General features: G+C 46.4%; 15 protein-coding genes. 9 read left to right on the forward strand and 6 right to left on the reverse strand.

All coding sequences use genetic code 11. The annotated features are described in order from the left end of the window. Window positions 1-7 precede the first annotated feature (7 nt). Genes JK130_RS14400 through JK130_RS14410 form a run of 3 tightly spaced genes read right to left on the reverse strand, consistent with a single transcriptional unit; the run spans window position 8 to window position 3,307 of the window. A complete protein-coding gene (locus tag JK130_RS14400; protein WP_218355026.1) occupies window positions 8-925 on the reverse strand; it encodes an SDR family NAD(P)-dependent oxidoreductase in 918 nt (305 codons plus the stop codon). Between the two features lie 53 nt (window positions 926-978). Further along, complete coding sequence (locus tag JK130_RS14405) at window positions 979-1,440, reverse strand: MaoC family dehydratase (RefSeq protein WP_218355027.1); 462 nt, start codon at window positions 1,438-1,440, stop codon at window positions 979-981. A 55-nt stretch (window positions 1,441-1,495) separates the two neighbouring features. Beyond that, window positions 1,496-3,307 carry an acyl-CoA dehydrogenase gene (locus JK130_RS14410; RefSeq protein ID WP_218355028.1) on the reverse strand — a complete coding sequence of 604 codons (1,812 nt, stop codon included), beginning with the start codon at window positions 3,305-3,307 and terminating at the stop codon, window positions 1,496-1,498. 160 nt (window positions 3,308-3,467) lie between these two features. Between JK130_RS14410 and JK130_RS14415 the strand changes: the two genes are divergently transcribed. Next, window positions 3,468-4,319, forward strand: coding sequence for a helix-turn-helix domain-containing protein (locus JK130_RS14415; protein ID WP_218355029.1), 852 nt, complete (start codon window positions 3,468-3,470; stop codon window positions 4,317-4,319). A gap of 134 nt (window positions 4,320-4,453) precedes the next feature. Here JK130_RS14415 and JK130_RS14420 read toward each other — a convergent pair whose 3' ends face one another. Further along, window positions 4,454-5,764: a DEAD/DEAH box helicase gene (locus JK130_RS14420; protein ID WP_218355030.1), complete on the reverse strand. Its 1,311-nt coding sequence runs from the start codon at window positions 5,762-5,764 to the stop codon at window positions 4,454-4,456. A 101-nt stretch (window positions 5,765-5,865) separates the two neighbouring features. Continuing rightward, a complete protein-coding gene (gene cspE, locus JK130_RS14425; RefSeq protein ID WP_218355031.1) occupies window positions 5,866-6,072 on the reverse strand; it encodes a transcription antiterminator/RNA stability regulator CspE in 207 nt (68 codons plus the stop codon). Between the two features lie 346 nt (window positions 6,073-6,418). Here cspE and JK130_RS14430 point away from each other — a divergent pair, with 346 nt between their 5' ends. Beyond that, window positions 6,419-7,489, forward strand: a complete 1,071-nt coding sequence (locus tag JK130_RS14430) for a transporter substrate-binding domain-containing protein (RefSeq protein ID WP_218355032.1) — start codon at window positions 6,419-6,421, stop codon at window positions 7,487-7,489. 68 nt (window positions 7,490-7,557) lie between these two features. Here the strand turns inward: JK130_RS14430 and JK130_RS14435 are convergent, their stop codons facing one another. After that, complete coding sequence (locus tag JK130_RS14435) at window positions 7,558-7,830, reverse strand: hypothetical protein (RefSeq protein ID WP_218355033.1); 273 nt, start codon at window positions 7,828-7,830, stop codon at window positions 7,558-7,560. A gap of 536 nt (window positions 7,831-8,366) precedes the next feature. Here JK130_RS14435 and JK130_RS14440 point away from each other — a divergent pair. The 7 genes from JK130_RS14440 to cyoE all read left to right on the forward strand — a co-directional run bounded on the left by JK130_RS14440 (window position 8,367) and on the right by cyoE (window position 15,352). Continuing rightward, on the forward strand, window positions 8,367-9,503 hold the full coding sequence (locus tag JK130_RS14440) for a mechanosensitive ion channel family protein (RefSeq protein WP_425514618.1): 1,137 nt from the start codon (window positions 8,367-8,369) through the stop codon (window positions 9,501-9,503). Between the two features lie 393 nt (window positions 9,504-9,896). Continuing rightward, complete coding sequence (locus JK130_RS14445) at window positions 9,897-10,313, forward strand: hypothetical protein (protein WP_218355034.1); 417 nt, start codon at window positions 9,897-9,899, stop codon at window positions 10,311-10,313. Between the two features lie 165 nt (window positions 10,314-10,478). Continuing rightward, the gene (gene cyoA, locus JK130_RS14450) at window positions 10,479-11,429 is read left to right on the forward strand and encodes a ubiquinol oxidase subunit II (protein ID WP_218355035.1); all 951 of its coding nucleotides are present in this window, start codon (window positions 10,479-10,481) and stop codon (window positions 11,427-11,429) included. Between the two features lie 2 nt (window positions 11,430-11,431). Beyond that, window positions 11,432-13,420, forward strand: coding sequence for a cytochrome o ubiquinol oxidase subunit I (cyoB, locus tag JK130_RS14455; protein ID WP_218355036.1), 1,989 nt, complete (start codon window positions 11,432-11,434; stop codon window positions 13,418-13,420). Further along, the gene (gene cyoC / locus JK130_RS14460; protein WP_218355037.1) at window positions 13,417-14,052 is read left to right on the forward strand and encodes a cytochrome o ubiquinol oxidase subunit III; all 636 of its coding nucleotides are present in this window, start codon (window positions 13,417-13,419) and stop codon (window positions 14,050-14,052) included. The genes cyoB and cyoC overlap by 4 nt, the downstream gene beginning before the upstream one ends. Continuing rightward, window positions 14,052-14,411 carry a cytochrome o ubiquinol oxidase subunit IV gene (gene cyoD / locus JK130_RS14465; RefSeq protein ID WP_218355038.1) on the forward strand — a complete coding sequence of 120 codons (360 nt, stop codon included), beginning with the start codon at window positions 14,052-14,054 and terminating at the stop codon, window positions 14,409-14,411. The genes cyoC and cyoD overlap by 1 nt, the downstream gene beginning before the upstream one ends. A gap of 56 nt (window positions 14,412-14,467) precedes the next feature. Further along, window positions 14,468-15,352 (forward strand): heme o synthase, encoded by an 885-nt coding sequence (cyoE, locus tag JK130_RS14470; RefSeq protein WP_218355039.1) that lies wholly within the window; start codon window positions 14,468-14,470, stop codon window positions 15,350-15,352. Window positions 15,353-15,377 lie beyond the last annotated feature (25 nt).

Consider the following 15,377-nt stretch of genomic DNA (forward strand, 5'->3'; position numbering starts at 1 on the left):
AAAACGCCTACTGACTTGCTTTGACATGTGCCATGGCCAGCTTTAAAAATTTCTCACCTTGTTTCGCTCCGTTTTCAAGCTCTTGCTGTCTGGCGGGATCGGTAATACTGCTGAAATTAGCTTCCACGGTTTCAGGGCTTTGGTCTTGCGCCGGTAAAAAAACGCCTTGGGTTTCCACAATCCGCGCGCAAGAATATCCTCCCACTCCGGCGCATAAAATCATACGGTTTGGCGCATCTTCGTGACACAGTGTTAGCGCGCCGGCAGTCACCGATTCGGTGGTCAGCATGCTATAAATATCGGGGGGCAGTAAGTCTTCGGTCATGCGAGTGCCTGCAGTAGGCGCCAGCGCATTTACACGGATATCATGCTTGGCCCCTTCTAATACCAGCGTGTTCATAAACCCGATAACGGCCATTTTTGCAGCACCATAATTTGTCTGTCCAAAATTACCGTACAGGCCACTTGATGAAGTGGTCATCATAATACGTCCATAATTTTGGCTTTGCATGGTTTCCCACACTGCTTTGGTGCAGTTAACCGTACCCATTACATGTACATCAAATACCGCTTTAAAATCGTCCATGGCCATTTTAGCAAATGACTTATCGCGCAGAATACCGGCATTGTTAATTAACACATCAATACGCCCCCACTTGTCTAATGTGGTCGTTACCATATCCTGTACCTGTGCCATATCGGCCACGTTTGCGCCGTGAGCAATGGCTTGTCCCCCGGCTTGTTCAATTTCTTTCACCACTTGTTGCGCAGCCGCCGATGAACCGCCACTGCCATCGCGCGCCCCTCCAAAGTCGTTCACCACCACTTTGGCCCCGCGTTTTGCCAGCTCAAGTGCATGAGACTTGCCCAGACCATTTCCCGCGCCGGTTACAATAGCCACTTGATTTTCAAATGAAATTGTCATTGTATGCCCTTCATTATTTACGTTTTAATTTAATCTGTTGTCAGCCTGTGCTGTTATTTTTTTATTAGCTGCAAACCTATCCACTCGGCTTTAAGCGCCGGCTTGGCGCTGTTTTCAATCTCTATGGTGACATCGTACGTCACCTTGTATTGCCCTGACTTGGTATCGTCCACCTCTTTTATCCGGGCTATACCCCGAATTCGGCTGCCCTGGGTAACCGGAGCTAAAAACCGCACTTTGTCAAAGCCATAGTTAATGCCCATAACGGCACCCTCTACCTGCAAACTAAATGACTCTGCAAAATACGAGAGCATCGAAAGGGTTAAAAAACCATGGGCGATAGTGGTACCAAAAGGCGTTTGCCGGGCTTTCTCTTCATCCACATGAATAAACTGATGATCATGAGTACAGTCGGCAAAACGGTCTATTTGCTGTTGGGTGACGCAGAACCAGTCGGTAGGCGGCAGGCTATGACCAATGCTGTCTAACATTTGTTGATGAGTTACGATTTGCATTTTTTCAGGCTTCCTGTATTGCGATGCACATTGCGTTACGCTCTATAACCGTTAGTTAAAACCATTCGCTTTGCATATCGGCGTTCGTCGTATCCAGCTGGCTAATAAGCGCAGCCCAGTGTTTAATTTCAGGCAGCTCACTGCGAAAGAAAAACTGCATAGTATGCAATTTGCCTCGATAAAAATTCTGTTCGCTGTCGCTTTGATTTGGCTTATCAGTTATGGCCTGATTTGCAACCATCCCCTGTTTAAGCCACATCCAGGCAATCACCACGTGTCCAAACATATCCAGATACTTCACTGAATTCGAAAATGCGGCATCAATGTTGGTTGAACGGGTCGCCGTCAGCACCTTTTTGGTAGTGCTGTCGAGGGTACTTATTGCCTCGCCTAAAGCGGTCGCGAATTCACTTAGTGCCGGTTGCTTTACGGCCTGGCTAACGGTGCGCTGCATGGCACCCAAACATGCCTTATAACCGGCAAAATCATTCATGGGTACTTTGCGACCCAACAAGTCCATAGACTGGATTCCGGTGGTGCCTTCATGGATCGGATTTAACCGGTTTTCGCGGTAAAACATCTCTACCGGATGCTCATTGGTATAGCCCGCCCCGCCTAACACCTGAATAGCGTAATGATTGGCTTTTAAACCATATTCTGAAGGCCAGGTTTTGATAATGGGGGTTAAAAAGTCCAGCAACGTATGCCCTGCTTTTCGTTCTTCAGCAGTGGGCGCGGTTTTTTCATCATCATGCAGCCGGGCACCAAACAGACATAACGCCAACGATCCTTCAGCATAGGCTTTTTGCGCCAACAACATACGTTTCACATCGCTGTGTTCAATAATATTGACTGGTGCAGACTCTGGGTTCTTTTCACTGAGCAACCGACCTTGCGGACGTTCTTTGGCATAGTTTAATGAATACTGATAGCCGGCTAGTGCCATTACCGTCGCCCCCATGCCCACAAACAAACGAGCTTCGTTCATCATATGAAACATATAGGTCAGACCCATGTTTTCTTCACCCACCAAATACCCCACTGCGCCGCCCTTTTCACCGAAAGTAAGTGCGGTAGAAGTAATAGCATGCCCGCCCATCTTGTGAAACAAACCGGTGAGGGCCACATCGTTAGGCTCGCCCACTCTGCCATCATCATTTACCATCAGCTTGGGTACAATAAACAGCGAAATACCTTTTATACCTTTGGCCGCGCCCTGAATGCGGGCTAGTACTAGATGCACAATATTGTCACTTAAATCGTGATCGCCGCCCGAGATATAAATTTTGCTGCCCGTGATTCGGTAGCTGCCATCAGGCTGTTTGACGGCTTTAGTAATAAGGTCGGCCAAGCCAGAGCCGGCGCCAGGCTCGGTCATAGCCATAGTGCCGGTAAAGCGTCCTTCACGCATGGGCGTGACCCACTTTTGAATTTGTTCAGCCGTACCATGAGCCTGAATCAAGTTTGCATTCGCATTTGTCAAAGTGGTGTAACCCATCACGCTCATACCCGAAGCGGTAAGATGCGCACTTACGGCGCAGGCCACCAGTGAGGGCAGCTGCATACCACCATGTTCAAAGTCAGCAGTGGCAGCCGCCAGGCCCGAGTCGATAACTGCCTGAACCGCGGTTTTAATTTCAGGAATAAGATGCGCTTTTTTTCCATCAAATTCGGGCTTTTGCAGATCGGTCTTTTGTCTGATAGGTAACAAATAACGTTCTGCCACACTTTTTGCGGTCTGCATGGCCGCCTCAAAGGTTTCCTGATTATGATCGCTAAAGCGTTCGCGACTGCTTAATTCCTGAGCGTCAAACAATTCGTACAGCATAAAATGCAAATCGCGTTCATTTAAGATTGATGCAGCCATGAAATCCTCTGAATAATAAAAACCGGCAAGCGGTGGCGTCTGGTAACTTTACTTAACACTATTGTTCCTGTGATAAGCTCGAAGTAACATGACCTTACAGGTCATACTTTTCGAGGCCATATTGCCTTGTCATCAATAAGAAGCGATATGTTCTAAAATTATGTCTTCATTATTATCTGAACAGGCCGGCCTGCCCGCGCAGCAGGCCTTTAGCCGCCTGTTAAAATTCTGGCGCAAAGTATTTGATTTAAGCCAGGAAGAGCTGGCCTATGCCATTAATTCATCGGCCCGGCATATCAGCCGTCTGGAAAACGGCCATGTACATCCAAGCTTTGACATGGTCGAAAAAATAGCGGCATTTCTAAAGCTTAAAGAGCGGGACACCAGCCATCTGTTAATTGCCGCCGGGTTTATGGCCAAGCCGGCCCAAACCGACTTTCATGCCTCCCGATTGAGCTGGTTGCGCAAGGCCATGAAGCTAACTTTGCGAGCTTTAGATCCCTACCCGTCGGTGCTGATAAACGAGGCGGGAAAAATATTAATGGTCAATAAGGGCTGGGTACATTTCTATACGCCAATCGTGGGGCGTCAGGCGCTTCAAAGTGCCGTGAATCATTTTGAGTTTTTGTTTGAATTACACCACCACCATAGTAAGGCTATGCAGGATGCGTTGGCATTAATACTCATGAACCTTCAGCAAGAAAATCTGCTGCGCCCTGATCCCACCATAGCTGCGCTTTTGCACCGTTTATCACAGTGCCGGGGGGTGCCGGCCGACTGGGCGCTACGCGCGGCAAAATTAGAACCCATGGCCAGCTTTAAGACCGAGCTGGAGATTGAGGGAAAATTGCAGAGCTTTTACAGTGTGAGCCAGACAGTAGGCGCAATGGGGCCCACGGCATACGTGTCAGAGCCGCGTCTTACTGTGAACACCTTGTATCCAGAGGACGAGTCGAGGCCAAAGATGCAAATGCCTGATTCTGTTATGCCGCATCCGCTGTTGTTCTATTAGTAAAAAATTTAGCTCCACCGTTTGATGAATACCGGGCCGGCTTCTTTAAAGCCATGAGACAGAAATAAAAAAACCCGCTGGCTCGTAAAGAGCAAGCGGGTTTTTAGTATCACTGGCCTACACGCTGGTGGGTGTTATGCCTGTTCGGTCTGACGCCGGGGTTTTGCCTGACGGCGACGCGCCGGGCCATTATTCTGACTGCGGCCGTCGTTTTGTCCACGGGTACCATCGCGACGACCGGCCGAATTAGCTTTAGGCTTTTTCGGTTTAGCTGGCTTCTTAGGCGCTGACAACGTTGTCTCACGCAAGCTCAGCTGAGGCTCGAAGCCCTTTAAGGTTTCACGAGGCAGCAATTGCTGAATCAAGGTTTCAATGTCTTTAAGCTGGTCATATTCATCGGCGCTTACCAGAGACCATGCCTGGCCTGAGGCACCCGCCCGTCCGGTACGCCCGATACGGTGAACGTAATCGGCGGCAGTGTTAGGCAAATCCAGGTTCACCACAATCGGCAACTGGCTAATATCCAGCCCCCGGGCGGCGATATCCGTTGCTACCAGAATTTTTATCGTACCGTCTTTAAAAGCGGCCAACGCTTTAGTCCGAGCACCCTGGCTTTTATTGCCATGGATGGCCGCACTGGAAATACCCGCTGACTCTAACTTTTTGGCAATGCGGTTAGCACCGTGTTTGGTCCGACTAAAAACCAGTGCCTGTTCCCAGCTCTGTTGTTTTGCCATTGAGATAAGCGCCGCAATTTTTCGGTTTTTATCTACCGGCACCAAACGCTGATCGATTTTTTCAACCGTGGTGTTCGCAGGGGCGGTCGATAGCTTAACCGGCTGTCGGGTAATCGACTCAGCCAGCTCAGTAACAGAACCCGCGAACGTGGCTGAGAACAGCAAGGTTTGACGCTTGGCAGGCAACAACTTCAAAATTCGCTTGATATCGTGAATAAAGCCCATGTCTAACATGCGATCGGCTTCATCTAATACCAGCACTTCTAAATCGCTGAATTTAACTGCATTTTGCTGATACAAATCCAGCAAACGGCCTGGAGTAGCAATTAATACATCCACCCCTGCACGAAGGCGCTTCATTTGGGGATTAATCCCTACCCCACCAAAAACCACGGCGGTTTTAAGCGGCATAAATTCGCTGTACTCGCGAACGCTTTGCTCTACCTGAGCTGCAAGTTCACGTGTTGGGGTTAAAATAAGTGCCCGTACATTGTTGGGTGAGGCTGGTTTGCCGTGCTCCAAACGATGTAAAAGAGGTAAGGCAAACCCTGCGGTTTTGCCAGTTCCGGTCTGCGCAGCGGCCAGAACATCCTGTCCTGACAAAATAGCAGGAATAGCTTGCTCCTGAATGGGAGACGGCGTGCTATAGCCCTGTTTTTCAATAGCTTGTTGAAGCGGGGCTGACAAACCCAACTGGGAAAACGACATAATACCTCGAATGGCAAAAATAGATGAGCAAAAAAAGAAGGGAGTTATAGAAACATAACCGTTACAGGCACTATGAGTGCCTGTAACCAACAAGCATGGGTTTACAGTACAACCACGTCGGCTGCCTGAGGACCCTTATTGCCTTGTTCTACGGTAAACTGTACTTCCTGACCTTCGGTCAACGTACGGAAACCTTCAGATTTGATTGCGCGAAAATGTACAAAGACATCTTTACCGCCGTCTGCTTGAGTAATGAAACCAAAACCTTTGGTTTCGTCAAACCATTTTACTGTACCTGTGGTAGACATAGATAATTCCTAAAGAGATTAATTAAATAGTGGATGCAACCAGGCATCCAGTTTGCACTGAAGGGCTATCTGTTTTGCAGTAGGCTTTTATCGGTAGACGTCTAAATGTGAATCGCACGAGGGGGACTAACAAGAAACTAACGTAAAGAAGCATTTATCAAATTGAAATAGAACCTTCTAAAGGCGAGCATTATAGTATCAGGCTTTCGTCATATACACCAGCCTGTTTTTTGTTCTTTGTGGATATGTCACAACTTGTAACATAAAGCTGAACAAATTTAGTACCAAGGTCGTAGCAAGCCACTGATAGGTAATTGTTATGCTAAAAATAAAAAAGGATAATACTATGCAGCGTTTGCTCACACTTGGACTGTTGTTTTGCACCTTATGGTCGGCAACTGTTATGGCGCAAAATAACAGTGCCGAAATGGTGATTGCCACAAAAGAAGCACCACCTTTTGTTATGAAAAATGCAGAAGGTGAGTTTGAAGGCATCAGTATTTATTTGTTCGAACAAGTGGCTGAAGAGCTTGATATTACATACCGTTACGAAGAAACCGACCTTAACGGCATGCTTGAAGGTCTGCAAGAAGGAAAGTATGACGCGTCAATTGCCGCGATAACCGTAAACGCTGAACGTGAAACTAAAGTCGACTTTACCCACCCGTTTTATACTACCGGCCTGGCTATTGCGGTACCTAAAGATGAAAGCAGGCTGATGTCAGCTATTTCAAATTTCTTTTCATGGGAATTTCTGGCCGCGTTAGGTGGGCTTTGTTTACTTCTTTTTGTGGTTGGTTTGATAATGTGGCTGGTAGAGCGCCATGGCAATAAAGAACAGTTTGGGGGCTCTACCTCTAAAGGCATTGGCTCTGGCTTTTGGTGGGCCGCGGTCACTATGACAACTGTTGGCTATGGAGATAAAGCACCGGTAACAGCAGCGGGCCGTGTCGTTGGCTTTATCTGGATGTTCGCTGCCATAATAATCATCAGTAGCTTTACAGCTGCAATCGCAACAAGTTTGACCGTCAGCCAGCTAGAAACCCAGGTGCAAGGGGTCGATGACTTACCCGGTGTTCGTGTATCAACATTAGCGAACTCTGCCAGCGCCGACTTTTTAGAGAGCCGCTCAATTGATTACAAAACGGTAGCAACGATTGATGAAGGGCTTGCTGCGATGGCGAAGGGCGATATGGATGCCCTGGTCTACGACAAGCCGATTCTTGAATATCGTATCAACCAGAATTTTGAAGATAAAATTCAGGTATTGCCCAACGTGATTGACCGACAGGACTATGCCCTGGCGTTGCCTGAAGACAGCCCTCGTCGTGAACAGTTTAACACTACGTTATTGCGTATTATCGATACCAATGAATGGCGTGAAAAGGTTAATGAAGTTCTGGGTAATCAAAAATAAAAATCTGCTTTTAAAAAAGGGCCTTATCAATTGCTGGTAAGGCTTTTTAAAATCAGCAATCTATTTTACTAAAAATTTTTAATGCGCCACTCTTTGGCTGCAAACATCATTTGATAAAGCTGTTCTTGTCCACCCATGTATAAATACACCATAACTTCATTTAACGAATTGGCCTCGCACCATAGCGTAGCGCCATTTTCCAAAGTGGCCCGAATAGGCCCTGCTTCGCGGTAATTAGACACTTCTTTAATAACCAATTGCTGCGCAGCGCAAAATTGAGAAAGACCATCCCACATGGAGGCCTGCCCCATGGTCGAAGAGTCAGGAAAATTGAAATTCATAGTGGGCTCCGTTTCCCTGTTAAGAAACAAAAGCATATAAACTAATTACAGCTTTCTCCACTACACTTTAGCCTACTAAACTTTTGTATAATAGCCATGGCAGCTTGTATGCAACACCCTTCGATGGCCAACGTTGCTTACGCGAAAAACAGGCCTTTGCTTTTTATTTGCCTGGCAAGTCTTACTATTTGAAGCACGCAAAGCGCAGCTCTGGCTGATATCATCCAGCCAAATGCGTCAGATTAAAAATTCTTTGTGCCATTTTTGGGCCTTTACTGGTCTGCAAATAAAGATTAGTCCTTTATTTTAAGGCTGGTTCACGCTACAAAGCCTGTCTGAATATTTTTTTTCACTCTGGAATAGGCACTTTTAGCATGTTGTCGTTCGACACCCTAAACCTGGCTTGGCAAGAAGCATTAGGTAAATTACAGGAGGCTCTTACCAGCCCCGCCTTTTTATTACAGCTAATTATCATTGCCACGCTTTATCTTGTGGGGTGGGTCGCCGCGCGGGGGCTACGCCGTCAGATTCCTTTTATGAATCACCCCCCGACTAGCCAAACCCATACTGTTAAATGGTTCGGGTATCAGCTGGGTCGTACTCTTTTTCCACTTCTGACCATAATTTTATTAAAGCTATCGACCACATTAGGAACACAGTTTCAGCTTAATCCGTGGCTACTGAAGGTAGCTTTGATGATTGCTGTGCTGTTGTTTTTAAATTCCTGCATTAATGGATTTGTACGTAGCCGGGCGGTAGCTCTGTTTATGCGCTATGTGGGTTTACCCATTGTGTTTGCTCACCTTATCGGCATGCTACCTGCGATCGTAAAGACGCTCGAGACTATTTCGGTGTCGGTGGGTAATGTTGATGTTTCTGCATACGGGGTGTCTCGGGTACTGGTATTTGGTGTATTGCTGTTTTGGATGGGGCGCACCTCAAATACTATGGGTCAGGATATTATCCGTAACCGACGCGACCTGGATATTACCACTAAAGAAGTCTTTGCAAAGCTTTACGAGGTAACGCTGTTCTGCATTATTGTGTTACTGCTGCTAAACGTTATGGGCATCAACCTTACTGCCTTAGCCGTATTTGGCGGTGCGTTAGGTGTAGGGCTTGGTTTGGGGCTACAGACCATCGCATCAAACTTTATCTCAGGTATAATTATACTGCTCGACAGGTCACTAACGGTGGGCGACTATGTTGAGCTGGAGGATGGTGCGAAAGGTTTTGTGCGCGAATTTAAAATGCGCTACGCCGTACTTGAAACCTATGACGGCAAGGATATCTTAGTTCCCAATGAAAAGTTTATCAGCACACTACTGGTTAACTGGACACACAAAGATCCTAAACAGCGTTACCGCATCGATTTTTCAGTTGCGTATCAAACCGACATCCGTGCCATGGTCGAGATTATAAAAGCGGCGGTCGCCGAGCACCCACAGGTATTAAGCGGCGATGACATCCCTATTGAAGAGCGCCCCGATTGCGAAATTGACAGTTTCGGCGACTCGGGTGTCAATGTATTTGTAGAATTCTGGATGGAAGGTATTGATGACGGCAAAAACCGTGTGGGGGGTGACTTGCTGTTAATTGTATTTGAAACCCTTCGGGCCAACGATATCCAGATTCCTTATCCGCAACGCGAAGTGCGTATTCTCGAAAAATAGACCAACAGGCTGGCTTTATGAACCTTATCAAAGCCGGCCTTTACTACGTAGCTTTAAACAACCAGTTATTATTGATTGTTCTTTAAACAGATGAAATTGTGGTGTTGCAGCCTGTTAACGTCTTAACTGCGTAATAGTTTCTGTCAAAATAGCAAAAAAGTCTTAAAACGCCGAACATGACTAATTGGTTAACTAATCTTAATTTATAAATAATCAAATCTAATCATACACTTAATTTACTGTTAACATTATATTTACACAAATGTACATTATGTTGACGCTTTCATCGCTAAATCTCATTTCCCTTAGTCATCTATTTTGCTATCCTTCTGCGGCAAATATTCTGATGATGAATTTTTCGCCACCAAATACTTAAATGAGAATTAGGATACCATGTCGCTATTACCTTCAATCACATTCGCTAAGGCCAGTGTTTTGCTAGAGCAAAACGCGGGAACGTGTGTGCATTGGGTTTGTCGTAGCTTCGGTATGACGCTATTCATTGCGTCATTAAATATTGTTCTGATTCTTTGCGGGTCGCTAGCTGACTCTACTGAGGTAGTTTCTGCAATTATTGAAAACCCGGTCATTGGCCCGGTTACCGTCGCCCTGTTAGGTCTTCTTGTGGCCTACTCTGTGATGTGCGGCTCGTTAAAATCTTCGTTACTTACTCGCCTGTTTCAGCGTACACCGGCCCGACGCGCGGGTGTTATTCTTCGCCAAACGCGACTTACGCTCCAATTTTTTGCCGCTAGTCATCGTGAACAACTTACACATGGCTCGCGCGCTCCCCCTTTAAGTCCCGGCTGATAAAGCAAGTGGGTTTGTTGTTTACAGAACAATGTTAATGACAAACCAGGTGTTATATCGACCGACTTAAAATATCGGGACTACCTTGGGTGTCCCTGAAATCTGAGCGTCGTTCTGCATGCGGAACGGCAGGATAGTAAACCTCTGGGTTGTAGGAAAATTCCTTTGCTTATTCGTAACCTTAGTAAAATTGCTCTTACCGCCATCGTACTGACACTAGCAGGTTGTAGTGGCGGGGTTCTCGATCCGAAAGGACAGGTGGGTGTAGAAGAAAAGTGGCTGATTATTATCTGTACACTTCTTATGCTCATTGTTGTTATTCCGGTTATCGTGTTGACCCTCTATTTCGCCTGGAAGTACCGTGCGAGCCGGGATTTTGAAGTCTACACGCCCAAATGGGCTCACTCGACAAAGATTGAAGCTGCGGTCTGGTCTATTCCAGTCCTGATCATCATTGTATTGGGTGTTATTACGTGGAAATCGACACACGCTCTTGACCCTTATAAGCCGCTTGAAGGCAAGGGTGAACACATGACTGTGGAAGTGGTTTCTTTAAACTGGAAGTGGTTGTTCATTTATCCTGAACAAGGCATTGCTACCGTTAACGAATTGGTTTTTCCCGCAGACAAACCTGTGGCTTTCAAAATCACTTCTGAAGGCACAATGAATTCATTTTTCATTCCGCAGTTAGGCAGCCAGATTTATTCTATGGCGGGTATGGAAACCAAATTGCACTTAATCGCAGATGAGCCAGGTACATTTATGGGTATCTCAGCGAACTACAGTGGGTCAGGTTTCACCGGAATGGAATTTGATGCTATTGCTACGCCGACTGAAGGTGACTTCGACGCCTGGGTTGAAAAGGTTAAGCAGCAAGGTGGTGAGCTTGATATGGCTCAGTACAACGCGCTGGCGAAACCCACAGAGCGTCATCCAGTGACCTATTTTGCTGACGTAGAAGACAATCTGTTTCATACCATCATTATGCGATTTATGAAAGATCACGGTGATATGAGCTACTACAGCAAACCAAACAATGCAGTCCAGGGGCACCATGAAGGCGCGAAAAAATCTTCGTCGCACTCAGGCGCTCATGAAGATGGGGCCAAGGAGTAATCATGTCTTTCTTAGGTAAATTATCAATTGAAGCGGTGCCGTATCATGATCCTATTATCATGACTACGCTGACCGTGGTGGCAATATTAGGCATTACGCTTGCCGTTTTGATCACCAAATATGATAAATGGGGCGTACTATGGAACGATTGGATCACATCTATCGACCATAAACGCCTGGGTGTCATGTACATCATATTAGCGCTTATCATGCTGTTGCGCGGCTTTGCCGATGCTATCATGATGCGTTCGCAGTTAGCCCTGGCCACCAACGGTGCTGAGGGGTATTTGCCACCGGAACATTACGACCAGATATTCACCGCGCACGGTGTCATTATGATCATCTTCATGGCCATGCCATTTATGATTGGTCTGATGAACATTATTGTTCCGTTGCAGGTGGGCGCCCGTGATGTTGCGTTCCCGTTTTTGAATAACCTTAGTTTCTGGATGACTGCCGGTGGCGCCATTCTTATCAACCTATCTTTAGGTTTGGGTGAGTTTGCGCAAACGGGTTGGGTTGCGTACCCACCGTTGTCGGGTCTGCAATACAGTCCGGGGGTGGGTGTTGATTACTACATTTGGGCCTTGCAAATATCCGGACTCGGTACGCTACTAACTGCAGTTAACTTCCTGGTAACTGTATTTAAGATGCGTGCACCGGGCATGAAACTAATGCAAATGCCTATTTTCACCTGGACGTGTACCTGGGCCAACATTCTGATTGCTGCGTCATTCCCAATTTTGACTGCGGTATTAGCGATGCTGACCTTAGACCGATATCTGGATTTCCACTTCTTCACGAATGAAGCCGGTGGTAACTCTATGATGTACATCAACCTGTTCTGGGCATGGGGTCACCCTGAAGTTTATATTCTGGTTCTGCCGGCATTTGGTATTTTCTCAGAAATTATTTCAACCTTTACAGCAAAACGTTTGTTTGGCTATAAATCAATGGTTTACGCCAGTGGCGCAATCGCCATTCTAGGGTTTATTGTTTGGTTGCATCACTTCTTTACTATGGGCTCAAGTGCCAACGTTAATGCGTTCTTTGGTATTATGACCATGATTATTGCGGTGCCGACCGGGGTAAAACTGTTTAACTGGATTTTCACAATTTATCGTGGCCGTTTGATTATCGGTACTCCTATTTTGTGGTCTATTGGTTTTATCGTGACCTTTACTATTGGTGGTATGACAGGTGTTTTGCTGGCCATTCCAGGCGCTGACTATGTTCTGCACAACAGTCTGTTTTTGATTGCTCACTTCCATAACACCATTATTGGTGGTGCGGTATTTGGTTATCTTGCAGGTTTTGTTTACTGGTTCCCTAAAGCGATGGGCTTCAAACTTGATGAGCAATGGGGTAAGCGCGCGTTCTGGTGCTGGCAGATTGGTTTCTTATTAGCCTTTATGCCGTTGTACGTACTGGGCTTCTTAGGAATGACACGTCGTCTTAACTCAACCAATAATCCAGACTGGAATATCTGGTTGTATATCGCGGCCTTTGGTGCGGTAGTTATTGCCTTCGGTATTTTATTCCAGCTTATTCAACTGGTAGTCAGCTTCATGAACCGTGAAGCACTGGATGATAAAACCGGCGATCCGTGGAATGGCCATACTCTAGAATGGTCTACTGCCTCACCGCCGCAGTTTTATAACTTTGCCAAAATTCCTCATGTAAGTGACATAGATACGTGGACTGATATGAAAGAAAAAGGCGAGGCGTACCAGGAGTACGACAAATACGCGCCGATTCATATGCCTAAAAATACGCCGGCGGGTGTGTTAATTAGCGGTAGTTTGACCGTATTTTGTTTCGCAATGATCTGGCACATCTGGTGGCTAGCCATTGTAGGTCTGGTTGGTGGCATTGGTTTCTACATCATGCGGTGTTACACCAAAGATGTTGATTACTATGTGCAACCTGATGAGATTAAACGCATTGAAGATGAACACATCAACAATGCGTCAAAAGAGGTACAAGCATGAGTTCTAATGCAGCAAGCTTAAATCCTAATGATGATGTAAACGGTCATGACGACAGTCATGACCACGAGCACCATGATACAAGCGGTGACACGATATTTGGCTTCTGGCTATATCTGATGACCGACTGTTTGTTGTTCGCCTCTTTCTTTGCAACCTACGCCGTGCTGTTTATGAACACTGCGGGCGGCGTGTCGGGCAAAGACATTTTCGAACTAGATTTTGTGGCAGTAGAAACCGCTGCCCTGCTTCTTAGTAGTATCACCTTTGGTTTTGCAATGATTGCGGCTCACGCCCAAAAGCAAGCCAAAACGCTACTGTGGCTCGGGGTCACCTTTGCCTTTGGTGCTGCGTTTATCGGTATGGAAATCTATGAATTTCATCATCTGATTGTAAACGGTAATGGACCGGGCGAAAGCGCGTTTTTGTCAGCGTTCTTTGCGCTGGTAGGTTTGCACGGTCTGCACGTAACCGCAGGCTTAATTTGGATGACGATATTGATCATCGAAATTTTGCGCCGCGGACTGGGTAATCAAACGGTAACGCGTCTTAGCTGCCTGAGCTTGTTCTGGCACTTCCTGGACATTGTCTGGATTTGCGTATTTACCGTTGTCTATTTGATTGGAGCGATGTAATGAGCCATAGTCATTCTCATTCAGCCACCCCTGGAAATGCCGAAGAAGAACATGTTGATAATCACGGTGACGTAAAATCCTATATTATTGGGTTTGTGTTATCGGTGATTTTAACAGTGATTCCTTTTTGGACCGTAATGGAAGGCGACTTCAGCAAAACAACGACACTATGGATTGTTGTCGTTACTGCAATAGTGCAGTTATGGGTACACCTGAAGTTCTTTTTACACCTTAACTTTGTTACTGAAGATGGTCGTGCCAGCACGTTCTCATTTTTATTCAGCGCCCTGGTTATTGTGATGGTAGTAGGTCTGTCCATTTGGATTATCTACGAGTCTAACGCCATGATGATGTACTAGCCTCGCGGCTGGTACAACATCCCGATATTGAGTTGTTAGCGGGAGAAACTGATTAAATGTTCCGACGTTATTTACAGGTGACAAAACCTGGCATAATCATGGGTAACCTAATCTCTGTTGCCGGAGGCTTTTTACTGGCTTCGCGCGGTGAGGTGGACGGGTTATTGATGGTAGCTACTTTAGTAGGTTTGTCGCTGGTTGTTGCCTCTGGCTGTGCCATCAATAATTGTATTGATCGGGACATTGATGCCAGAATGCAGCGAACTAAAACCCGGGTAACGGTGACCGGCGAAATGTCTGTTAAAGCAGCGTTTGCTCACGGTGTAGTATTAGGAATCGCAGGGTTTGCCCTGCTGGCCTACTTTACTAATGCCGTGGCTGTATTTTTTGCAGCATTAGGCTACGTAGTTTATGTAGGCGTTTACAGCTTGTACATGAAACGGAATTCAGTTTACGGCACATTGGTGGGCAGCCTGTCAGGGGCTGTTCCGCCGGTGGTTGGTTATTGTGCGGTCACTGCACAATTTGATGCAGGCGCGGCTATCTTGCTGGTCATGTTTAGTTTGTGGCAAATGCCGCATTCTTACGCCATTGCCATCTTTCGCTACAAAGACTATGAAGCTGCGAATATTCCGGTATTACCGGTGGCTCAGGGTATTGAAAAAGCCAAATTGCATATCGTGCTATATATTGCGGTATATGCGTTGGTTACCATGTTGTTACCATTGAGCGGGTATACCGGATTGGGCTTTATGGCCGTTGCTGCAACCACCAGCATTTGGTGGCTGGTTATGGCACTACGTGGTTATCGCAATGACGTAGATGAAACCAAATGGGCACGCCAGGTGTTTGGCTTCTCCATTCTCAATATCACGATATTAAGCATTGCCATGGCGGTTGATTATCACGCCGTAGCACCGCAGTTATTCGTATTTAGTTAAATCAAGATGGCTCCGAAAGGGGCCA

The sequence above is a fragment of the Alteromonas lipotrueiana genome (assembly GCF_019249245.1).
Lineage (GTDB): Bacteria > Pseudomonadota > Gammaproteobacteria > Enterobacterales > Alteromonadaceae > Alteromonas > Alteromonas lipotrueiana.